The following is a 19641-nucleotide window of genomic DNA, read 5'->3' on the forward strand; positions in this document are numbered from 1 at the left end:
CCGTCACCCGGGTCGCCTTTGGCGCGAGATCGAAGGTCAGCCGGACTTCGTCGACCAGCCAGTCGGGCGGGCGGTAATCGGCGAGGCGGACCTTCTTGTGCGGCGTCGGAGCGGTGTCGGTGCGCATGGGGGATTCTCCTCTCGGACGGGCGCGAGACTAGCGGCTCGGGCCGAACCTTCCTAGGCCCCCGCCCTCGCCCCTTTCTCGTCTCCCGGCGATCGGCTAGAACGGCGCCCGGGCAGAAAGACGGGCAGGGGATGACGAAACAGGCGCGCGGAGCCAAGGGCCGCGGCCGGCGCAAGGCGCCGGCGAAGCCGCCGCGGCGGCCGGTGCCGCGCGAGCCCGATCCCTGGGCGCAGCTCACGCTGATCGTGCTGGGCGTGGTGCTGGCGCTCAGACTTGGCATCAACGCGCTGGAGCTGGTTCCGGTTCATTTCGGCGAGGCGCAGGCCTGGGCCGACGGCCAGGCGCCGGCGCTGGGCTATTTCTTTGCGCCACCGCTGCTCGCCTGGATCATGCGCGGCGCCACCGAGGCGCTGGGCGACACGCTGTTCGCGCTGCGCCTGCCGGGGGCGGCGGCGCATGCGCTGATCGGCTGGCTGATCTTTCTCGCCGGGCGGCGGCTGTGGGACGGGCGCACCGGGTTCTGGGCGGCGGCGGGCTATACCGCGGCGCCGGGCGTTGCCTTCTCGGCCATGCTGATGTCGGCCGACCCGGTGGTGATGCTGTGCTGGGCCGGGGCGCTCTATGCGCTGGTGCGCGCGACGGACGAGGAGGCAGATGCACAGCCGCGGCTGTGGTGGCCGGTGCTGGGCGCGCTGATCGGGCTGGGCCTCATGGCGAGCTACACCATGGCCGCCTTCGTCCTGGGCGCGCTGGGCTATGGCCTGGTCTCGGCGCGCGGCCGGGCCTGGAAGGGGCCGGCGCTAGCCACGGTGGCGGCGCTGGCGGTGTTCGCGCCGAACATTTGGTGGAACGCGGCGCACGGGCTGATCGCCTGGCGCCACTTCGCCGCGGCGCTCGACCCGGGGCGCGGCCATGTCTCGGCGCTGGCGCTGGCCGAGTTCGCGGGCGTGCAGTTGGGTCTGATCGGCCCGGTGTTTCTCGCCGCGATCGGGGTCGCGCTGAGAAACCGCGCGTTCTGGCGCGAGGACCGGGGCATGCGGCTGGCGGCCTGGCTCACGCTGCCGCTGCTCGCGGCGCTGGCGGCGCTGGCGCTGGCCAGGGGGACGAACGGCACCTGGACGGCGCCGGCCTACGTGGGCGGGGCGCTGATGGCGGCGCGCTGGCTGGTGCGGGCCGGCGGCCTGCCGGCGCTGAGGGCGCAGCTGGGCGTCGGCGTCGCGGCCTCGCTGACGCTGTGGACGGCGGCGGGGCTCTATGCCGGGCAGGCGGACGCGCTGACCCGGCGGCTCGACCCGTTCCGGGCGACACGGCTGAGCCGGCCATTCTGCGAGCTGGCGCTGGGCGCGATGTCCGAGGAGGGGGCCGAGGTGCTGCTCGCGGACAATCCCCGCCGGCTGGCCGAGTGCATGTTCTATGGCGGGCTGGGCTGGGGGCAGGTGGCGATCTGGAACCCGGCCGGGCGGGCGCAGGACGAGGCCGAGCTGATCGCCCCGCTCAGGCCCGGCGATGGCCGCCCGATGCTGCTGGCGGTGACGCACGGGGCGCAAGGGATGGTGCATCGCTTCGCCCAGGCGCACGAGGTCGAGAGCGGCCGGCTGGCCACGCATATCGACCGCTGGGTGCCCTACGCGCTGTGGGGGGTGCGCGGCTTCCGGGGCTATCGCTGAGACGAGCGGAGGGGCGCGGCATTGCGCCGCTCTGGCGCCTCCCACTGCCCCGAATCCGGGCGTCCAAATTTGGATGCCACGCAACACATTGAAATCAATTGTATTTTCATATGGACACTTTCCCAGTCCAAACAGACCGGGTGAGACGGGCTTCGTATCGCCGGGCCCGTGTCAGCCCTCGGCCCACGGCATCGGGCGGCGCTCGAGGAAGGCGGCGATGCCTTTCGCCGCCTCCTCGGTCTCCCACTGGTCGGCCAGCAGGCCCGCGGTCATGGCGATGGTGGCCTCGTCGGCGGTGGGGCGCAGGCGCAACAGCAGCGCCTTGGAGGCGGCGACCGCGCCGGGGGCGGCGGCGAGGTAGGGGGCGATCTCGGCCGCGACCGCAGCGTCGAGCTCGGCGGCCGCAACGGCGCGCGAGACGAGGCCGAGGCGCACCGCCTCCGCCGCCTCGAAGATGCGCGCCGAGGCGAACACCTCGCGCGCCTTCGCCGGCCCCATGCGGCCCACCACATAGGGCGAGATGGTCGCGGGGATCAGGCCGAGGCGAGCCTCGGTGAAGCCGAACCGCGCGCCCTCGGCCGCGATGGCCGCGTCGCACACCGCGATCAGCCCGGTGCCGCCGCCATAGGCCTGGCCCTGGATGCGCCCGATCAGGGGCTTGGGCAGCTCGTCGAGGCGCTTGAGCATGCGGGCGAGACGGGTCGCCTGTTCGATGCGCTGGGCGCGGGTGGCCTGCGTTTGCGCGCGCATCCAGTTGAGGTCCGCGCCGGCCGAGAAGCTGCGGCCCGCGCCGGTCAGCACCACGGCGCGGACGCCCGCGTCGGCGGCCAGCTCGGCCGCGGCGGCGTCGAGCTCGGCAATCAGCTCGGCGTTGAAGGCGTTGTGCTTGTCCGGGCGGTCCAGCGTCAGCGTCGCGACGCCGCGGGCGTCGCGCGCGATGGCGATCATCTGGTAGCTCATGCCAGCTCCTCCCGCAGTCCGGCGGCGAAGGCTTCGGCCTCGGCCAGCGCGGCGAAGTCGAGCCCGGTGTCGAGGCCGCGCGCATCGAGGGCGCGCGCCAGCTTGCCGGTGCCCAGATTGCCCTTGGCGCCGGGCGCGAAGGGGCAGCCGCCCAGGCCCCCGATGGCGGCGTCGAACACGCGCAGGCCCCTCTCGAGGCTGACCGCGACGCTGTCCAGCGCGCGGCCATTGGTGTCGTGGAAGTGGCCGGCGAGGCGGTCCGCAGGCGCCGCGCCAAGCACGGCGTCGAGCATGGCGGCCACCGTCTCGGGCGTGCCGCGGCCGACCGTGTCGCCGAGCGAGACCTCGTAGCAGCCGAGGCCGAACAGAAGCCCGGCGACGCGGGCGACCTCGGCAGGCGCGATCGGCCCCTCGTAGGGGCAGACCACGGCGCAGGAGATGTAGCCGCGCACAGGGATGCCGTCGGCGCGGGCGGCCTCGGCCACGGGGCGGAAGCGCTCGATGCTCTGGGCGATCGAGCAGTTGATGTTCCTTTGGCTGAAGCTCTCGGAGGCCGCGCCGAAGATCGCCACCTCGTCCGCGCCGGCCGCCTTCGCCGCCTCGTAGCCCTTCATGTTCGGGGTCAGCGCCGTATAGCGGGTGCCGGCACGGCGCGCGATGCCGGCCATGACCTGCGCTCCGTCGGCCATCTGCGGCACCCATTTCGGCGAGACGAAGCTCGCCGTCTCGATGCGCGCGAAGCCCGCCGCCGAGAGCAGGTCGATCAGCCGGATCTTCTCGGCCGCCGGGATCGGCTTCGGCTCGTTCTGCAGCCCGTCGCGGGGGCCGACCTCGACGATGGTGACATCCCTCATGCGTCCGGCTCCAGCGTGATCAGGACGGCGCCCTCCTCGACCTGCTCGCCGGCCGCGACCATGACCTGCGCGACGCGGCCCGCGCGGGGGGCGGTCAGGCTGTGCTCCATCTTCATCGCCTCCATCACGGCGACGACATCGCCGGCGGCGACCTCGGATCCCGGGTCGGCGCGCAGCGCCTTGACGATGCCGGGCAGCGGCGCAGCGATGGCGTCGCCGCCGACTTGCGTCTCCTCGCGCAGCTCGACCGGGTCGGCGAGCGTGAAGGCGAGCCGGGCGCCCTCGCGCACCACGGTGACCGAGCCCGCGGACTCGTGCAGGCGGACGCGGCGGGTGCGGTCGCCCTCGCGCAGCTCCCACAGGCTGCCCGAGATCGGTGTGGCGGCGATCGCGGCCGGGGCGGGGCCGGCGGCACTTTCGAGCGTGAGCCCGGCGGATGTGAGGCTGAGCGTGATCTCGTCGATCACCGCCTCGCCCGGCGCGGTGGCGCGCTTGAGCTCGGCATGGGTCCGGCCCTGGCCCCAGCCGCGCCAGCCGGCCAGCGGGGCGGGGCGCAGCAGCCCGGTCAGCGCCGCGCCGGCCAGCGCCAGGTCGGCCGGGCCGGCCTCGGGCGGCGCGGTCAGGGCGGCGAGGTCGCGGGCGATCAGCCCGGTGTCGAGGCGGCCCGCGCGCACACTCTCGTGGCGGATCAGGCGCTCGAGGAAGGCGAGGTTCGTGGTCACGCCCTCGGCCTGGGTGGCGGCCAGCGCCTGCTCCATGGCGGCGAAGGCGGCCTCGCGGCCGGCGCCGTGGGTGACGATCTTGGCGATCATCGGGTCGTAGTGGGGGGTGACGGTGTCGCCTTCGGCCACGCCCGAATCGACGCGGGCGATCTCGCCGGGCAGGGCGAGGCGCGCGAGCCGCCCGGTCTGGGGCATGAAGTCGCGCGCGGCGTCCTCGGCGTAGAGGCGGACCTCGAGCGCGTGGCCTTTGAGCGGAATTGCCCCCTGGGCAAGCGGCAGGGGCTCGCCGGCGGCGACGCGGAGCTGCCACTCGACGAGGTCGAGCCCGGTGATCGCCTCGGTCACCGGGTGCTCGACCTGCAGCCGCGTGTTCATCTCCATGAACCAGAAGCCGTCGGGCCTAAGCGGGCCCGAGCCGTCGACGATGAACTCGACCGTGCCGGCGCCGACATAGCCGACCGCCTGCGCGGCGCGCACGGCGGCCGAGGTCATGGCGGCGCGCAGCTCGGCCGTCATGTCCGGCGCGGGGGCCTCCTCGATCACCTTCTGATGGCGGCGCTGGGCCGAGCAATCGCGCTCGTAGAGATGCACCGTGCTGCCGTTACTGTCGGCGAAGACCTGCACCTCGATATGGCGCGGGTTGAGGATGCATTTCTCGACCAGCACCCGGTCGTCGCTGAAGCTTGAGCTGGCCTCGGAGCGGGCAGAGGCGAGCGCGCGGGCGAAGTCGCGCGAGCGGTCAACCCGGCGCATGCCCTTGCCGCCGCCCCCGGCGCTGGCCTTGATCAGCACGGGATAGCCGATCTTGCCGGCCTCGGCGGCCAGCAGGTCCGGGTCCTGGTCCTTACCGTGGTAGCCCGGCGTGACGGGCACGCCGGCTTCCTGCATCAGCTTCTTGGCAGCGTCCTTCCAGCCCATGGCGCGGATGGCCGAGGCGGGCGGGCCGATGAAGGTAAGGCCGGCCGCGGCCACGACGTCGGCGAAATCGGGGTTCTCGGCGAGGAAGCCGTAGCCGGGGTGGATGGCCTCGGCGCCGGTGGCCCTGGCCGCAGCGAGGATGCGCTCGCCGTTGAGGTAGCTCTGGGCGCTGGGCGCGGGGCCGATGCCCACCGCCTCGTCGCAGGCCAGCACGTGCTGCGCCTGCGCGTCGGCCTCGGAGTAGACGGCGACCGTGGCAATGCCCAGGCGCCGCGCGGTACGGGCGATGCGGCAGGCGATCTCGCCGCGGTTGGCGATCAGGATCTTGGTGAACATCTCAGCGCTTCAGCCCGGCGAGCGCGCGCTCGTGCAGGTCCTTGCTGGCCGCGTCGAAGCAGCAGAAGATCACCTGGGTGATGCCGCCGGTGCGGGGCAGCGTCTCGGCCACGGCGCGGGCGGCGACCTCGGCCGCCTGGTCGGGCGGATAGCCGTAGATGCCCGTGGAGATGGCGGGGAAGGCGATGGTGGCGAGCGCGTTCTCCTGCGCCAGCTCGAGCGCGCGGCGATAGCACGAGGCGAGCAGCCTCGGCTCGCCGTCGGTGCCCCCCGACCAGACCGGGCCGACGACATGGATCACGTGCCGCGCCGGCAGCTCGTAGCCGCCGGTGATCCTGGCCTCGCCGGTGTCGCAGCCGCCGAGCCGGGCGCACTCCTTCGCCAGCTCCGGCCCGGCGGCGCGGTGGATCGCACCGCAGACGCCGCCGCCCGGCGCGAGCTGCCTGTTCGCCGCGTTGACGATGGCGTCGACGGCGAGCCTGGTGATGTCGCCCTGGTGGACGACCATGGGCTCGGTCATCGCGTTCACTCCCTTGTCATGGCCGGCGGGCGCCTCATCGGCACCAGCCCCGGCGGTGCCCACCGTGATAGGGCCGGGCGTAGCCCTGCTCGATCATCGGCCGCGCGATGTTGACGCCGTCCACCCACAGGATGGCGAGGCGCCGGCCGTACCTGTCGCGGCCCCTGAACGCGATGGCGACCTTGTCGGCCGACCACAGCCGGCGTTGCAGCGCCCAGGTCGCCTGCGTCCCGGCCCACAGCTCGCTGGCGCAGCGCGGCGAGAACACCTCCGGCGTGTCGAAGCCCATGAGCCGGGCGCGTTCGATGCCCTGTCCGGGACAATAGACCCGGATGGTGTCGCCATCCACCACGCTGGTCACGCGGCAGGTCGTGGTGCCCGCGACCCTGGCGCCCAGATAGCCGATGCCGTCGCGGCCGAAGACCAGCGTGAGGCCGGCGACGAGGAGGATGACCACCTTGCGCCATGGCCTGAGCCCGGCGGGAAGGCGCCGGCCGGAGGGGCGGTGGCCCGGGCGGCCGCGCCGGCGTGGCCGGACCGGGCCGATGATGCGCGGTCTCATGGCCGGGCGACCGGGGGCGCCGAGATCGCCGCGACATAGCGCTCGGCCGAGCGCCGCACCGCCTGCTTGCCGCCGGTGCGGATGGTGCGGCCGGCAAACGCGCCGAAGACGGTCTCGAAGGCATAGGGCTCGACCGCCGCCGCGATGCGGCGCACCGTCTCGGCGTCGAGCGGGATCAGGTTGGGATAGCTGCGCATGAAGCTGACATGGTGGCGGTCGGCGACCACCTGGATGGTGTCGCCCGAGAACAGCGTGCCGCCGCCGTCGTTGAGAAAGGGTGCATGCAGCACCGAGGCGCCGGTGAAGTGCCCGCCGCAGCGGACCAGCGTGGCGCCGCCAAGCGCGAGCGTCTCGCCTCCCCAGAAGCGCAGCGCGTCGTCGGGCTCCTGCACCCATTCGGCATCGTCTGCGTGCAGGTAGACCGGGGCGCCGAAGGCGCGGCCCCACTCGGCAATCGCCGAGTAGTAATGCGGGTGCGAGATCGCGATGGCGCGGATGCCGCCGAGCGCCGCGACCCGGTCGCGCGTGGCCGCGTCGAGGAGCGTGACGCAGTCCCACAGGATGTTGCCCTCGGGCGCGCGGATCAGGAAGGCGCGCTGGCCGATGGCGAACCTGGGCTCCGTGCGCAGGCTCCACACGCCCGCGGTCTCCGCGCGGATCTCGTTGCGGTGGCCGGCGGCCAGCGCCTCCATCGTGGTCCATTGCTGGCCCGCCTCGGGAACGAACTGGCGCGCGTCCTCGCAGATCGGGCAGTGGTTCGGGCCGGCCTCCGGGCCGTCCCCCGAGCCGTCCCGTGGGCCCTCCCTTTGGCCGACCTGCTGGACGCCGCAGGCGAGGCAGATGCGCTTGGCCATGCTCACATCCTGAAGACGCCGAAGCGGGTTTCGGCGAGGGGCGCGTTCAGCGCCGCGCGCAGGCTCAGCGCCAGCGCGTCGCGGGTGCGGCGCGGGTCCTGGATGCCGTCGTCCCACAGCCGCGCCGAGGCGTAGAGCGGGTGGCCCTGGCGCTCGAACTGCGCGACGATCGGGCGCTTGAAGGCCTCCTCCTCCTGCGCGCTCCAGCTCTTGCCCTCGCGCTCCATCCCCTCGCGGCGCACGGTGGCGAGCACGCCCGCGGCCTGGAAGCCGCCCATCACCGAGATGCGGCTGTTCGGCCAGGTCCACAGGAAGCGCGGCCCGTAGGCGCGCCCGCACATGCCGTAGTTGCCGGCCCCGAATGAGCCGCCGATGATCAGGGTGAGCTTGGGCACCTCGGCGCAGGCGACCGCGGTCACCAGCTTGGCGCCGTGCCGGGCGATGCCCTCGGCCTCGTATTTCTTGCCGACCATGAAGCCGGTGATGTTTTGCAGGAACAGGAGGGGCACGCCGCGCTGGCAGCACAGCTCGATGAAATGCGCGCCCTTCTGCGCGCTTTCGGAGTAGAGGATGCCGTTGTTGGCGATCACGCCGACGGTGATGCCGCGGATCTGCGCAAAGCCCGTCACCAGAGTCTCGGAATAGCGGCGCTTGAACTCGTCGAGCCGCGAGCCGTCGACGAGCCGCGCGATCACCTCGCGCACCTCGTAGGGGATGCGGGTGTCCGACGGCACCAGGCCCAGGATCTCGTCCGCGTCGTAGAGCGGCGCCTCGCCCGCGAGCGCCGGCGGCGTGGGCCCGGGCCCGAGATTGCCGACGATATGGCGCGCGATGGCCAGCGCGTGGGCGTCGTCCTCGGCCAGGTGGTCGGCGACGCCCGACAGGCGCGTGTGCACGTCGCCGCCGCCCAGTTCCTCGGCCGAGACCACCTCGCCGGTGGCGGCCTTCACCAGCGGCGGGCCGGCGAGGAAGATGGTGCCCTGCTCGCGCACGATGACGGTCTCGTCCGACATGGCCGGGACATAGGCCCCGCCCGCGGTGCACGAGCCCATGACCACGGCGATCTGGGCGATGCCCCGGGCCGACATGCGCGCCTGGTTGTAGAAGATGCGGCCGAAATGCTCGCGGTCGGGGAAGACCTCGTCCTGGTTCGGCAGGTTGGCGCCGCCCGAATCCACGAGGTAGATGCAGGGCAGGCGGTTTTGCTGGGCGATCTCCTGCGCGCGCAGGTGCTTCTTCACGGTGACGGGGAAGTAGGTGCCGCCCTTCACCGTGGCGTCGTTGGCCACCACCATGACGTCGCGCCCCGCGACGCGGCCGATGCCGGTGATGATCCCGGCGCCGGGCGAGGCGTCCTCGTACATGCCGTGCGCGGCGAACAGGCCGACCTCGAGGAAGGGCGCGCCGGGGTCGATGAGCCGCTCCACCCGCTCGCGCGGGGGCAGCTTGCCGCGCTTGACGTGGCGCGCCATGGCCGCCTCGCCGCCGCCGGCCATGGCGCGGGCGGCGGCCTCCTCGACCTCGGTGATGGCGGCTTCCATGGCGCGGCGGTTGGCACGGAAGGCATCCGTGCGGGTGGAGAGGTGGGAGTGGAGCACGGTCATCGGATCACGTCGACCGCCACGCCTATATCGAGCTGCGACCAGGCACGATCGGCGGTAAGCGCTTGCGCGGAGTCGCGCTGCGCGAGTGCCAGGCAAGCTCGGTCACCCAGCGACAGGCCATGCTGTCGGGTTCCGCGCCGCATTGCGCCCGCCGCAATCGCGAGTGGAACGTCGAAAGGTGCCACAAACGGCAGGAACGCTTCCACCGCCTGTTCCATGTCCTCGTCGGCATAGCCCACGTCGATCAGCTTGGTGACGATCTCCGCCAGATTGACGGCAGAGACCGACGCTTCATCGAGCACCGACGCGACCCTCTCCCGGCCCGGCTCGTCAAACAGGAGTGCCAGGATGGCGGAGGTGTCCAGGACCACGGTCATTCCTCGCCCCATATCGCCCGCCGCTCTGCGAGGAATTCGTCCACGACGCTAATGCCCGGCTTCTTGTATTTCCGGGCGATCGCTTGCGCTCGACGGAGTGCGACGCGGGGGCCGACGACGCGCAGCTCGCCGTCCTCGACCCGAGCCGTGACTCGGCCATCCGGTCCCAATAGCATCGCTGCGCGAAGCTGCGACGGCAGGGTCATGCGCCCTTGGGAATCGACGGCAAGTGGAATCGGATCGCAGTCTCCGGGAAAATCGCCGCCGACCGAATCGTGCGGATCGACCTGCTCTGTCGGCTCGCGCGCTCGAGCTTCCAGCTTCTCCCGCTTCCACATGGCATACTGGGTCTTGGCTGTGTTTTCGTTGCCGCCTTCCTTCGCGTATTGCTCGGCCACTTCCCGATATTTGGGCAGCCGGCCGAGTTCCTCGCACAGCTCCTCGATGATTTCGTGCACGCGCCGCGTCTTCTGGCCGTGCGTGAGTAGGTCCGCGACTTTCTGCGCCATTTGCCAGCCCATATTATTTAGATAAATATAATATTATAAATTTAAATTTGCTTGTCAAGCCGTCTCCTGGAACAGCTCGCGCCCGATCAGCATGCGGCGGATCTCCTGCGTGCCGGCGCCGATCTCGTAGAGCTTGGCGTCGCGCAGCAGCCGCCCCGTCGGGTACTCGTTGATATAGCCGTTGCCGCCCAGCGCCTGGATCGCCTCGAGCGCCACCTGGGTGGCCCGGTCCGAGGCGTAGAGCAGGCAGCCGGCCGCGTCCTGGCGGGTGATGCCGCCCCGGTCGGCCGCCGCCGCCACGGCGTAGACATAGGCGCGGCTGGCGTTCATCGCCGTGTACATGTCGGCGACCTTGGCCTGCATGAGCTGGAACTCGCCGATCGGCCGGCCGAACTGCTTGCGGTCGTGCACATAGGGCATGACCACGTCCAGGCAGGCCGCCATGATGCCCAATGGCCCGCCCGAGAGCACGAGGCGTTCGTAGTCGAGGCCCGACATCAGTACGTTGACGCCCTTGCCCTCCTCGCCCAGCACGTTGTCGAAGGGCACCTCGCAGTCCTGGAAGATCAGCTCGGCGGTGTTCGAGCCGCGCATGCCCAGCTTGTCGAGCTTCTGGCCGGTGGAGAAGCCGGTCATGCCCTTCTCGATGATGAAGGCGGTGATGCCGCGCGGCCCGGCCTCTGGGTCGGTCTTGGCGTAGACCACCAGCGTGTCGGCGTCCGGGCCGTTGGTGATCCAGAATTTGTTGCCGTTCAGCACATAGCGGTCGTTGCGCTTCTCGGCCCTGAGTTTCATCGAGACGACGTCGGAGCCCGCCCCGGGCTCGGACATCGCCAGCGCGCCGACATGTTCGCCCGAGATCAGCTTCGGCAGGTATTTGCGCTTCTGCGCCGCGGTGCCGTTGCGGCGGATCTGGTTGACGGCGAGGTTCGACTGCACGCCGTAGGACAGCCCCACCGAGGCCGAGGCGCGGGAGATCTCCTCGAGCGCCACCACGTGGGCCAGATAGCCCATGCCGGCGCCGCCGTACTCCTCCTCGGCGGTGATGCCGTTGAGGCCCATCTCGCCCAGCTCGCGCCACAGGTGGTGCGGGAATTCGTTCGTGCGGTCGATCTGGTCGGCGATCGGCGCGATGCGCTCCTGGGCGAAGCGATGCACCGCCTGGCGCAGCGCCTCGACCTCCTCGGGCAGGCCGAAGTTGAGGGATTTCATGAACATGTGAGCGCCTCTCGGGTCTCGAGCCCGGTCATCCGGGCGACGATGCTCCAGTAGATATCCTCGATCCCGGCGGGGCCCAGCGCGCCGCCCTCGCGATACCAGGTGGTGATGCCGGTCAGCATGGCGATGATGGCGCGCGCCGTGACGCGCGGCTCGTCCATGGCCAGCGTGGCCGTCTCGGCGCCGTCGGCCAGGATGCGCGCGAGGTCGCCCTCGTAGCGCCGCCTGAGCGATTCGATGGCGGCGAAATTCTCGGGCGTCAGGCTGCGCAGCTCCATGTAGCTGAGGAAGACGCCGGCGGCGCGCGGCAGGTGGTGGCGGATGTGGAAGCGGGTGAAGCGCTCGAGCCGCCGGGGCGCGGGGGCGGTGTCGGGCAGGCGGGCGGCGGCCCAGGCGTCGAGCAGCTCGGCCATGTGGCTCTCGAGCAGGGAGAACAGCATGGCCTGCTTGTTCGGGAAGTAGCGGTAGAGGGCGGCCGCGCCGAGCCCCACCTCCCCGGCCAGCCGGCGCATGGACAGCGCCTCGTAGCCGATCCGCGCGATCAGCCGCGTCGCCGCCTCGCGGATCGCCGCCTCGGTGCGTGCCCCGTCGGAGCCGACGCGTCTGGCCATGGTCCTCCTCTTGAACGGCGCCCAAGTTTAATTGAACGCTTGTTCATTTCAAGCGGATTCGGCGCGCGCCACCAACTCCGCCAGCTTCAGCCGCTGCACCTTGCCCGACGGCCCCTTGGGCAGGTCGTCGAGGATGTGCACGCGGTCGGGCGCCTTGAAGCGGCCGACCTGGGCGCGGGCCAACTCGATCAACTCGGCCTCGGTGACGGAGGCGCCTTGTGTGAGCGCCACGCCCGCCTCGACGCGCTGGCCGTAGTTGTCGTCGGCCACCGCGAAGGCGGCGGCCTCGACCACCTGGGGGTGGGCGAGCAGCGCCTCGTCGATCTCGCGCGGGGCGATGTTCTCGCCGCCCTTGATGATCAGCTCCTTCCTACGCCCGGTGACGAAGATGTAGCCGTCCTCGTCCATGCGCCCCAGGTCGCCGGTGAGAAACCAGCCGTCCGGGCTGAACGCCTCGGCCGTGGCCTGCGCGTTCTTGAGGTAGCGGCTGAAGACGTTCTCGCCTCTGACCGCGATCTCGCCCTCGGTGCCGCGCGGCACCTCCGCGTGGTCCTTGCCCAGGATCGCCAGCCGGTTGCCCCAGGCGCGGCCGGGCGAGCCGTATTTGCGCGCGCCGGGCGGCATCGGGTTCGAGGTGATCGGGGCGGCGGTCTCGGTCAGCCCCATGGTCTCGATCAGCACCAGGCCGAACAGCTCCTCGAAGGCGCGGTGGACCTCCGGCGCGAGCGGCGCCGAGGCCGAGCGGGCGAAGCGCACATGGGCGAGCATCTGGCGCGGCGGCGGGCCGTCGGCCTCGGCCGCGCGCAGGAGATACTGGAACTGCGTCGGCACCGCGGAGAACCAGCTGCAGCGGTGGCCGATCACGTGCTCCCAGAAGCGGCTGACCGAGAAGCGCGGCGGCACCACCATCGAGGCGCCCGCGACCAGCGTGCTCATCAGCGACACGCAAAAGCCGTTGATGTGGTAGAGCGGCAGCACCAGCAGCGTGCGGTCGGCCGCCGTCAGTTCGTGCGCCAGGATGGTGTTCTCGCCGCCCGCGAGGATCGCCCGCTGGCTCAGCACCGCGCCCTTCGGCCGGCCGGTGGTGCCCGAGGTATACATCAGCAGGCCGTCGACGCGGTTGTCGTGCTCGGGCGGCGGTGCGGGCGTGGCTTCGCCCTCGGGCCATTCGAGACCCTTGGGGCCGCAGCGCACCACCCGGATCGGCCGCTCGATGCCCGCGAGGATGCGCCGGAGCCGGTCTTCCTCCTCGGGGCTGACCAGCACGATGCCGGTCTCAGAGTGCTCGAGCGTATAGGCGATCTGCGGGTCGCCGGCGGCGAGGTTCACCGGCGCCGTCAGCCGCCCGGCATAGAGCGTACCGAGGATCGCCAGCGCCAGCGGCCAGCCGTTGCCCATCATGGTCGAGACCGGCTCGCCCGGCGCGACGCCGAGCGCCGACAGCGCCTCGGCAAAGCCGGCCGCGGCATCGCGCAGCTCGGCCCAGGTCGCGTGGATGCGCGCCTCGGGCGCGATCAGGAAGGGCGCGTCGCCGCGCGCCGCGGCGTGCGCCTCGATGAACTCCCTGACCGAGCGGTCGCCGACGAGCTCGCCCATCCGGCCCTCCCCTGCATCGTGTCGCGGCAGGGTAGCAGGCGCCGGCGCGGTGTCCACAAGGGCGTCGGCGCTTGACGGTGGAAATCCGTCCCAGGCTCGCGTAGATGAGGCCCGGAGATCGACCGCGAGAGACGGACAGCACCATGACGCAGCGCCGCAGGGAAGGCTTTCTCTACCTGGTGGGCTTCGGGCTTTGCATCCCGGTGGCCAACTGGATGATCGGCAACCTGGGCACCGTCTGCCCGCCGGGCTCGCCCTGCCTGATCCCCGTCGCCCCCGGCGTGATGGCGCCGAGCGGCGTGGTCATGATCGGGCTGGCGCTGGTGCTGCGCGACCTGGTGCAAAGGCGCCTGGGGCTCGGCTGGGTCTCGGCGGCGATTCTGGGGGGTGCGGTTCTGTCGGCCTGGTTCGCGCCTGGGCCGCTTGTGGTGGCCTCGGCGGTGGCCTTCTTCCTCTCCGAGACGGCGGATCTGGTGGTCTACACGCCCTTGCAGCGGCGCCAGCTGGTGCTGGCGGTGTTCGCCTCGAGCGTGGTCGGGCTGATCGTCGACAGCGTGATCTTTCTCTCGCTCGCCTTCGGCAGCCTGGAGTTCCTGCCGGGCCAGGTGCTGGGCAAGGCCTGGATGGTATTGCTGACCCTGCCTTTCATCGCCTGGCTGCGCCGGCGCGACGAGCGGCTCGGCCTCAAGCCCGCCTGATCGCCGCCCGCATCGCCCCCCGCGCGTCTCAGGCGATCCGGGCGACCGCAGGCAGGCGCTGCGACGCCGCCTGCGGCCGCCCGGCGCGGCGCTGCATGACCCAGCGTTCTGCCGGGTGGAGGCACTGCTGTCTCAGCGCCTCCGGTTCGGCGGCGGGCTCCTCCAGCCGCGCGCGCTGCCTCAGAACCAGGAACCTTGCCTGCGTGGCGTCGAGCATTCTGCCCTCCAGCGCCGTTTGCCTTCGGGGCGGTCGGAAAAGGCGGATTTGCCCCGAATTTGAGACAAGTTTGAGGGGCTGAGCTTAACAAAGCGATAACGCCCGCAGGTTGTGCGGGGCGGCCCCGGCACACGCGGCCGGCGGGCTCATCTCCCGCCGGGCCAGGTGCCGCTGGGTCGGGTGCCGCTGGGTCAGGTGCCGCTTGGCCAGGTGCCGCTTGGCCAGGTGTCGGAAAGCCGGTAGCCGCGCGGCCAGGGGTCGGCGGGGTCGAGCAGGTGCTGGTGGACCCCGGTGATCCAGGCCCGGCCCGAGAGCCTGGGCACGATCGCCGGGCGCCCCGCGACCGTGGTCGCGCCCGCGACCGTGCAGTGGAACTGAGAGCCGATCAGCGACAGCCCGGTGAAATGGTCTCCGGGGCCGAGCCGCCCGCGCGCCGCCAGCACCGCCATGCGCGCCGAGCAGCCGGTGCCGCAGGGCGAGCGGTCGATCTTGCCCGGCCGGATCGCCACCGCATTGCGGCCCGCGGGAATGCCGTCGCGCTGCTCAATTGGCCCGGCGACCTGGCAAAACGAGATGTGGTCCCAGTCCGGGTTCTCGGGGTGGGTGAATCCCAACTGCTCGTTCGCCGCCGCGGTGATGCGCGTGCCCGCCTCGGCGATGTCGCGCGCCTCGTCGGGCGTGAGCCGGAAGCCCAGCGCCGCCGCCTCGACGATCACGAAGCTGTCGCCGCCATAGGCGGTGTCGACCGTCAGCGTGCCGAGCCCCGCGACCTCGAGCGCCGCGTCCAGCCGGTCGGCGAAGGAGGGCACGTTGGTGATCGTCACCCGCTCGACCCGGCCGCCGCTGACGGCGACGCGGGCCTCGACCAGTCCGCCGGGGGCCTCGAGCACGACGACCGTCTCGGGCTCGGTCGCCGGAACGATCCCGGTCCCGACCAGCACCGCGGCCACGCAGATGGAGTTGGAGCCCGACATGGGCGGCGTGTCGGCGGGCTCCATGATGATGAAGCCCGACGCCGCGCGCGGGTCCTTCGCCGGCACCAGCAGGTTGACGTGACGGAACACGCCGCCCCTGGGCTCGTTGAGCACGAAGTCGCGCAAGACCCCGTCGCGCGCGATCCAGCGCGACTGCTCCCACAGCGTCGCGCCGGGCGGCGGCGCCACGCCGCCGACGATTACGTCGCCGACCTCGCCCTCGGCATGGGCGGAAACGACGTGGATGACCCGGCTCGACTGCATGGCGTCCCTTTTGGCCGGGCGTTCGCCTCGCGGCAAGGGAGTTTTCGCCGTGCGGGGGCTGATAGGCCGGCGATCCGCATTACGTTTCGGACCAAGCGCAAGGCGGGAGTGAAGAATGGGCCAGCTGGTCGACGGCGTATGGAAGAAGGGCGAGACGGGGACGCCGACGCATCACGGCCGATTCGAGCGCCAACCCTCGGTCTTCCACAACTGGGTGACGCCCGACGGCGCACCGGGCCCGACCGGCGAGGGCGGCTTTGCGGCCGAGTCGGGGCGCTACCACCTCTATGTCTCCTATGCCTGCCCCTGGGCGCACCGCACGCTGATCTTTCGCCGGCTCAAGGGGCTCGAGGGCCATATCGGCGTCAGCGTCGTGCACCCGCTGCTGGGCGAGGAGGGCTGGACCTTCCGCACCGATTTCGACGGCGCCACCGGTGACCGGCTGGGCGGGCGGGACTTCCTGCGCGAGGTCTACCTGGCCGCGGACCCTCAGGCGCACACCCGCGTCACCGTGCCGGTGCTGTGGGACACGCAGCGCCAGACCATCGTCTCGAACGAATCGGCCGAGATCATCCGCATGCTGAACGCGGCCTTCGACGGCCTGACCGGCAACCGAGACGACTATTACCCAAAGGCCCTGCGCGACGAGATCGACGCGGTCAACGAGCGCGTCTACGACACCGTGAACAACGGCGTCTACAAGGCGGGGTTCGCGCGCACGCAGGAGGCGCACGAGGAGGCCGTGGTCGCGCTGTTCGATACGCTCGACTGGATCGAGGCGCGGCTCGAGCGGCACCGCTATCTGGTCGGCGACCGCCTCACTGAGGCCGACTGGCGGCTCTTCACCACGCTGGCGAGGTTCGATCCGGTCTACAACACGCATTTCAAATGCAATGTCAGGAAGCTGTCGGAATATCCTGCTTTATCTGGATATTTTCGCGAGCTGTATCAGTGGCCAGGTGTGCGCGAGACGGTGCGCGTCGACCATTGCAAGTATCACTACTATGTCAGCCATCATTCCGTGAACCCGCGCGGCATCGTGCCGCTCGGGCCGAGGCTCGACTGGGACGCGCCGCATGGGCGCGGCGGCAAGTCGCTGATTTGAGGCTCGGAGGGGACAGGCCCCGGACTGGATCCGGGGCCTCAAGCGAGGCGCGGCAAAAAGGCAGGCCCCGGATCAGGTCCGGGGCCGGTCTGGCTTTTGCATCGCTGAGGACGAAACCGCCGCTGTCGTCAGCTGCGCGGCCTACTCTGCCGGCTGGGAGGATTCCTCGGCCTGACTGGCCAGCGCGGCGTCGAGCTCGGCGAGCACCTGTTTCCAGGTCTCGGTCTCCTGCGCGCCCTGCAGCACATACTTGCCGCCGATGACGAAGCAGGGCACGCCGGCGACGCCCATGCGGCGGATTTCCTCCTCCTCCGCGCGCAACTCCTCGGTGTCGGCGTCGCCCTCGAGCAGGCGCGCGACCACGTCGCGCTCCATGCCGGCGGCCGCGGCGGCATCAAGCAGCACGGCGTGGTCCGAGATGTCCTGGCCTTCCTCGAAATAGTGGCGGAACAGCTCGCGCGTGACCCGCTCCTGCGCGCCGGAGGCCTGCGACCAGCGGATCAGGCGGTGGGCGTCGAAGGTGTTGGGCGTGCGCGGGATGCGGTCGAAGTGCAGGTTGAGGCCGCTGCGCGCGGCCTCCTGCCGGATGCGCTCATAGACCTGGCCCGCCCCCTCGGGGCCGCCGAACTTGGCTTCCAGATAGGCGCGCCGGTCCATGCCCTCGGGCGGCATGTCCGGGTTCAGCTCGAAGATGCGCCAGGTGATCTGGAACGGGTTGATCCCTGTCTCGGCGATCGCGGCGTCGAGCCGCGCCTTGCCGATATAGCACCAGGGGCAGATCGGGTCGGAGATGATGTCGAGCCTAACCATGCGCCCAATATAGGGTTTCGGGCGCACCGGTCCATGCCCCTCAGCCGGCCGCGGCCGCCCCGTCGAACAGGTGGCGGCGGAACCAGAACGCCAGGTTGACCAGCCCGATCAGCACCGGCACCTCGACCAGCGGCCCGATCACCGTGGCGAAGGCCGCGGGAGAGGCGATGCCGAAGGTGGCGATGGCAACGGCGATGGCCAGTTCGAAATTGTTGCTGGCGGCGGTGAACGAGAGGCTGGCGGTGCGCGCATAGCCCGCCCCGGCGAGGCGGCCGAGCGCGAAGGCGGCGACGAACATGACCACGAAGTAGATCGCCAGCGGCAGCGCGATGCGCAGGGCATCGAGCGGCAGCGCGACGATCTTCGCGCCCTGGAAGGCGAACATGGCGACGATGGTGCAAAGCAGCGCCACCAGGGTCAGCGGCGCAATCCGCGGCAGGAAGGCGGCCTCGTACCAGCCCTCGCCCTTCAGCCGGATCAGCGTCAGGCGGGTGAGGAACCCGGCGAGGAACGGGATGCCGAGATAGATTGCCACGCTGAGCGCGATGTCGCCGATGCCGATGTCGACGACCGCACCCTGAAGGCCCAGCCAGGTGGGCAGCACGGTCAGGAACACCCAGGCGTAGAGGCTGAAGAAGGCGATCTGGAACAGGCTGTTGAAGGCGACCAGCGCGGCCACGTACTGGTTGTCGCCCTCGGCCAGCTGGTTCCACACGATCACCATGGCGATGCAGCGCGCCAGCCCGATCAGGATCACGCCGACCATGTAGCCCGGCAGGTCGGGCAACAGCGTGACGGCGAGCACGAACATCAGCACCGGGCCGATCACCCAGTTGAGCGCCAGCGAAAGCGCCAGCGTGCGCAAGTCCGCGAACACCCGGGGCAGCGCCTCGTAGCGCACGCGCGCCAGCGGCGGATACATCATCAGGATCAGCCCCAGCGCAATCGGCAGGTTGGTCGAGCCGATCGAGAGCCGGTCGAGCGCCGCCGGCAGGCCCGGCAGCCCGCGGCCGAGGCCGACACCCAGCGCCATGGCGGCGAAGATCCACAGCGTCAGGTAGCGGTCGAGAAAGCCAAGGCGCCCCCGGGGCCGCCGTTCCGGCCGTCCCGTTGCCCGTGCCCGCTCGGGGCCGATGGTCGGAACATCATGCATCGGATCATTCCCTCCGGAAGCCGCGTTTCACCGGACCGCGCCGGTTTGGCGCACCAGGGCTAGTCTGCCAGCGCCGGACCCTCGGCGCCGATCTCGTCGAGCCGGCGCTTGAGCGCCGCGCGCTCGAGCGAGGCGAAGGGCAGGCTGGCGAACACGCCGATGCGCCGCTCGAGCATGCGAAAGGCTTCGAGATGCGCCAGGCGCCGCCGTGTTGCGTCGCCCGTCACGGCGCGCGGGTCGGGTATGCCCCAATGCGCGCTCATCGGCGCGCCAGGCCAGACCGGGCAGCGCTCGGCGGCGGCGCTGTCGCACACGGTGAAGACGAAGTCCATCTTCGGCGCGTCCGGCGCGGCAAACTCGTCCCAGCTCTTCGAGCGCAGCCCCTCGACCGGGTAGCCCAGCCGCTCGAGGAGTTCCAGCGTGTCGGGACTGACCTTGCCAGCGGCCTCGCTGCCTGCCGAGAAGGCACGGAACCGGGCGCCGTGGTCGTGGTTCACGATCGCCTCGGCCATGATCGAGCGGGCCGAGTTGTGCGTGCACAGAAACAGCACGTTGAACTTGCGCCCCGCGGCGAGCAGCGTCTCGAAGGGCAGCGCGTCGCGCGGGCGCGACAGGTCGCAAAGCTCGCTGCGCCCGCCGCAGCAGTCATCCATGAGGAACGAGAACAGCTCGCGGACCGCGTCGACCTCCAGGCTGTAGCGCACGTTCCGCCCCTCGCGCTGCGCCGAGACCAGCCCGGTCCCGGCCAGTGTGGCGAGGTGGCTCGACATCGTGTTCTGGATCACGCCGAGGCGCACAGAGATCTCGCCCGCGAGAAGCCCGCCGGGCTCGGCCTGCACCAGCAGGCGGAAGGCAGCAAGCCGGCTCGCGTTGGCCAGCGCGTCGAGCGAGTCGAGGGCGCGTTCGCTATCCACACATCGACAAATCCCGATATTTCGATAAATGTCAAGTGAAGGCCCGTCGCCGGTCGCACGAGCGCCCCCAC

Annotated in this window: 20 protein-coding genes; 3 read left to right on the forward strand and 17 right to left on the reverse strand. The window is 71.2% G+C overall.

All coding sequences use genetic code 11. The annotated features are described in order from the left end of the window. The first annotated feature begins 258 nt into the window (after positions 1-258). Positions 259-1794, forward strand: a complete 1536-nt coding sequence (locus AC32QD_RS11180; protein WP_492010580.1) for a glycosyltransferase family 39 protein — start codon at positions 259-261, stop codon at positions 1792-1794. 171 nt (positions 1795-1965) lie between these two features. Here AC32QD_RS11180 and AC32QD_RS11185 read toward each other — a convergent pair whose 3' ends face one another. The 12 genes from AC32QD_RS11185 to AC32QD_RS11240 are packed head-to-tail and all read right to left on the reverse strand — an operon-like array spanning position 1966 to position 13435. After that, the gene (locus AC32QD_RS11185; protein ID WP_492010581.1) at positions 1966-2754 is read right to left on the reverse strand and encodes a crotonase/enoyl-CoA hydratase family protein; all 789 of its coding nucleotides are present in this window, start codon (positions 2752-2754) and stop codon (positions 1966-1968) included. Continuing rightward, complete coding sequence (locus AC32QD_RS11190; protein ID WP_492010582.1) at positions 2751-3608, reverse strand: hydroxymethylglutaryl-CoA lyase; 858 nt, start codon at positions 3606-3608, stop codon at positions 2751-2753. Before AC32QD_RS11190 ends, AC32QD_RS11185 begins: the two co-directional genes overlap by 4 nt. Beyond that, positions 3605-5584: an acetyl/propionyl/methylcrotonyl-CoA carboxylase subunit alpha gene (locus tag AC32QD_RS11195; RefSeq protein ID WP_492010583.1), complete on the reverse strand. Its 1980-nt coding sequence runs from the start codon at positions 5582-5584 to the stop codon at positions 3605-3607. The genes AC32QD_RS11190 and AC32QD_RS11195 overlap by 4 nt, the downstream gene beginning before the upstream one ends. Position 5585: 1 nt before the next feature. After that, a complete protein-coding gene (locus AC32QD_RS11200) occupies positions 5586-6104 on the reverse strand; it encodes an O-acetyl-ADP-ribose deacetylase (RefSeq protein WP_492010584.1) in 519 nt (172 codons plus the stop codon). 34 nt (positions 6105-6138) lie between these two features. After that, a complete protein-coding gene (locus AC32QD_RS11205) occupies positions 6139-6666 on the reverse strand; it encodes a thermonuclease family protein (RefSeq protein ID WP_492010585.1) in 528 nt (175 codons plus the stop codon). Then, a complete protein-coding gene (locus AC32QD_RS11210) occupies positions 6663-7520 on the reverse strand; it encodes an MBL fold metallo-hydrolase (RefSeq protein ID WP_492010586.1) in 858 nt (285 codons plus the stop codon). Before AC32QD_RS11210 ends, AC32QD_RS11205 begins: the two co-directional genes overlap by 4 nt. 2 nt (positions 7521-7522) lie before the next feature. After that, positions 7523-9124, reverse strand: a complete 1602-nt coding sequence (locus AC32QD_RS11215; protein ID WP_492010587.1) for a carboxyl transferase domain-containing protein — start codon at positions 9122-9124, stop codon at positions 7523-7525. Beyond that, a complete protein-coding gene (locus AC32QD_RS11220; protein WP_492010588.1) occupies positions 9121-9501 on the reverse strand; it encodes a type II toxin-antitoxin system VapC family toxin in 381 nt (126 codons plus the stop codon). Before AC32QD_RS11220 ends, AC32QD_RS11215 begins: the two co-directional genes overlap by 4 nt. Then, complete coding sequence (locus AC32QD_RS11225) at positions 9498-10010, reverse strand: hypothetical protein (protein WP_492010589.1); 513 nt, start codon at positions 10008-10010, stop codon at positions 9498-9500. Before AC32QD_RS11225 ends, AC32QD_RS11220 begins: the two co-directional genes overlap by 4 nt. 54 nt (positions 10011-10064) lie before the next feature. Then, positions 10065-11228, reverse strand: a complete 1164-nt coding sequence (locus AC32QD_RS11230) for an isovaleryl-CoA dehydrogenase (RefSeq protein ID WP_492010590.1) — start codon at positions 11226-11228, stop codon at positions 10065-10067. Further along, positions 11219-11839 carry a TetR/AcrR family transcriptional regulator gene (locus AC32QD_RS11235; protein WP_492010591.1) on the reverse strand — a complete coding sequence of 207 codons (621 nt, stop codon included), beginning with the start codon at positions 11837-11839 and terminating at the stop codon, positions 11219-11221. The genes AC32QD_RS11230 and AC32QD_RS11235 overlap by 10 nt, the downstream gene beginning before the upstream one ends. A gap of 48 nt (positions 11840-11887) precedes the next feature. Further along, positions 11888-13435 (reverse strand): AMP-binding protein, encoded by a 1548-nt coding sequence (locus AC32QD_RS11240; RefSeq protein WP_492010592.1) that lies wholly within the window; start codon positions 13433-13435, stop codon positions 11888-11890. A 143-nt stretch (positions 13436-13578) separates the two neighbouring features. On the opposite strand from AC32QD_RS11240, the gene AC32QD_RS11245 reads away from it, so the two are divergent. Beyond that, on the forward strand, positions 13579-14133 hold the full coding sequence (locus AC32QD_RS11245; RefSeq protein WP_492010593.1) for a VUT family protein: 555 nt from the start codon (positions 13579-13581) through the stop codon (positions 14131-14133). A gap of 28 nt (positions 14134-14161) precedes the next feature. Here the strand turns inward: AC32QD_RS11245 and AC32QD_RS11250 are convergent, their stop codons facing one another. Together AC32QD_RS11250 and AC32QD_RS11255 are read right to left on the reverse strand one after the other, a co-directional pair. After that, complete coding sequence (locus AC32QD_RS11250; protein WP_492010594.1) at positions 14162-14350, reverse strand: hypothetical protein; 189 nt, start codon at positions 14348-14350, stop codon at positions 14162-14164. 191 nt (positions 14351-14541) lie between these two features. Continuing rightward, positions 14542-15588 carry a trans-3-hydroxy-L-proline dehydratase gene (locus tag AC32QD_RS11255; protein WP_492010595.1) on the reverse strand — a complete coding sequence of 349 codons (1047 nt, stop codon included), beginning with the start codon at positions 15586-15588 and terminating at the stop codon, positions 14542-14544. Between the two features lie 115 nt (positions 15589-15703). Between AC32QD_RS11255 and AC32QD_RS11260 the strand changes: the two genes are divergently transcribed. Continuing rightward, positions 15704-16693: a glutathione S-transferase family protein gene (locus AC32QD_RS11260; protein ID WP_492010596.1), complete on the forward strand. Its 990-nt coding sequence runs from the start codon at positions 15704-15706 to the stop codon at positions 16691-16693. Positions 16694-16834: 141 nt separating this feature from the next. Here the strand turns inward: AC32QD_RS11260 and AC32QD_RS11265 are convergent, their stop codons facing one another. Genes AC32QD_RS11265 through AC32QD_RS11275 form a run of 3 tightly spaced genes read right to left on the reverse strand, consistent with a single transcriptional unit; the run spans position 16835 to position 19570 of the window. Then, entirely contained in the window at positions 16835-17503 is a 669-nt protein-coding gene (locus AC32QD_RS11265) for a DsbA family oxidoreductase (protein ID WP_492010597.1), read from the reverse strand. 40 nt (positions 17504-17543) lie between these two features. Further along, positions 17544-18656, reverse strand: a complete 1113-nt coding sequence (gene arsB / locus AC32QD_RS11270) for an ACR3 family arsenite efflux transporter (protein WP_492010598.1) — start codon at positions 18654-18656, stop codon at positions 17544-17546. Between the two features lie 59 nt (positions 18657-18715). Beyond that, positions 18716-19570 carry a metalloregulator ArsR/SmtB family transcription factor gene (locus AC32QD_RS11275; protein ID WP_492010599.1) on the reverse strand — a complete coding sequence of 285 codons (855 nt, stop codon included), beginning with the start codon at positions 19568-19570 and terminating at the stop codon, positions 18716-18718. Positions 19571-19641 lie beyond the last annotated feature (71 nt).

The sequence above is a fragment of the Thermohalobaculum sp. genome (assembly GCF_058622915.1).

Excerpts from the sequence above, each read along its gene's own strand:
- AC32QD_RS11180 (WP_492010580.1), top strand. The coding sequence starts at position 259 with ATGACGAAACAGGCGCGCGGAGCCAAGGGCCGCGGCCGGCGCAAGGCG.
- AC32QD_RS11185 (WP_492010581.1), bottom strand. The coding sequence starts at position 2,754 with ATGAGCTACCAGATGATCGCCATCGCGCGCGACGCCCGCGGCGTCGCG.
- AC32QD_RS11190 (WP_492010582.1), bottom strand. The coding sequence starts at position 3,608 with ATGAGGGATGTCACCATCGTCGAGGTCGGCCCCCGCGACGGGCTGCAG.
- AC32QD_RS11195 (WP_492010583.1), bottom strand. The coding sequence starts at position 5,584 with ATGTTCACCAAGATCCTGATCGCCAACCGCGGCGAGATCGCCTGCCGC.
- AC32QD_RS11200 (WP_492010584.1), bottom strand. The coding sequence starts at position 6,104 with ATGACCGAGCCCATGGTCGTCCACCAGGGCGACATCACCAGGCTCGCC.
- AC32QD_RS11205 (WP_492010585.1), bottom strand. The coding sequence starts at position 6,666 with ATGAGACCGCGCATCATCGGCCCGGTCCGGCCACGCCGGCGCGGCCGC.
- AC32QD_RS11210 (WP_492010586.1), bottom strand. The coding sequence starts at position 7,520 with ATGGCCAAGCGCATCTGCCTCGCCTGCGGCGTCCAGCAGGTCGGCCAA.
- AC32QD_RS11215 (WP_492010587.1), bottom strand. The coding sequence starts at position 9,124 with ATGACCGTGCTCCACTCCCACCTCTCCACCCGCACGGATGCCTTCCGT.
- AC32QD_RS11220 (WP_492010588.1), bottom strand. The coding sequence starts at position 9,501 with ATGACCGTGGTCCTGGACACCTCCGCCATCCTGGCACTCCTGTTTGAC.
- AC32QD_RS11225 (WP_492010589.1), bottom strand. The coding sequence starts at position 10,010 with ATGGCGCAGAAAGTCGCGGACCTACTCACGCACGGCCAGAAGACGCGG.
- AC32QD_RS11230 (WP_492010590.1), bottom strand. The coding sequence starts at position 11,228 with ATGTTCATGAAATCCCTCAACTTCGGCCTGCCCGAGGAGGTCGAGGCG.
- AC32QD_RS11235 (WP_492010591.1), bottom strand. The coding sequence starts at position 11,839 with ATGGCCAGACGCGTCGGCTCCGACGGGGCACGCACCGAGGCGGCGATC.
- AC32QD_RS11240 (WP_492010592.1), bottom strand. The coding sequence starts at position 13,435 with ATGGGCGAGCTCGTCGGCGACCGCTCGGTCAGGGAGTTCATCGAGGCG.
- AC32QD_RS11245 (WP_492010593.1), top strand. The coding sequence starts at position 13,579 with ATGACGCAGCGCCGCAGGGAAGGCTTTCTCTACCTGGTGGGCTTCGGG.
- AC32QD_RS11250 (WP_492010594.1), bottom strand. The coding sequence starts at position 14,350 with ATGCTCGACGCCACGCAGGCAAGGTTCCTGGTTCTGAGGCAGCGCGCG.
- AC32QD_RS11255 (WP_492010595.1), bottom strand. The coding sequence starts at position 15,588 with ATGCAGTCGAGCCGGGTCATCCACGTCGTTTCCGCCCATGCCGAGGGC.
- AC32QD_RS11260 (WP_492010596.1), top strand. The coding sequence starts at position 15,704 with ATGGGCCAGCTGGTCGACGGCGTATGGAAGAAGGGCGAGACGGGGACG.
- AC32QD_RS11265 (WP_492010597.1), bottom strand. The coding sequence starts at position 17,503 with ATGGTTAGGCTCGACATCATCTCCGACCCGATCTGCCCCTGGTGCTAT.
- arsB (WP_492010598.1), bottom strand. The coding sequence starts at position 18,656 with ATGCATGATGTTCCGACCATCGGCCCCGAGCGGGCACGGGCAACGGGA.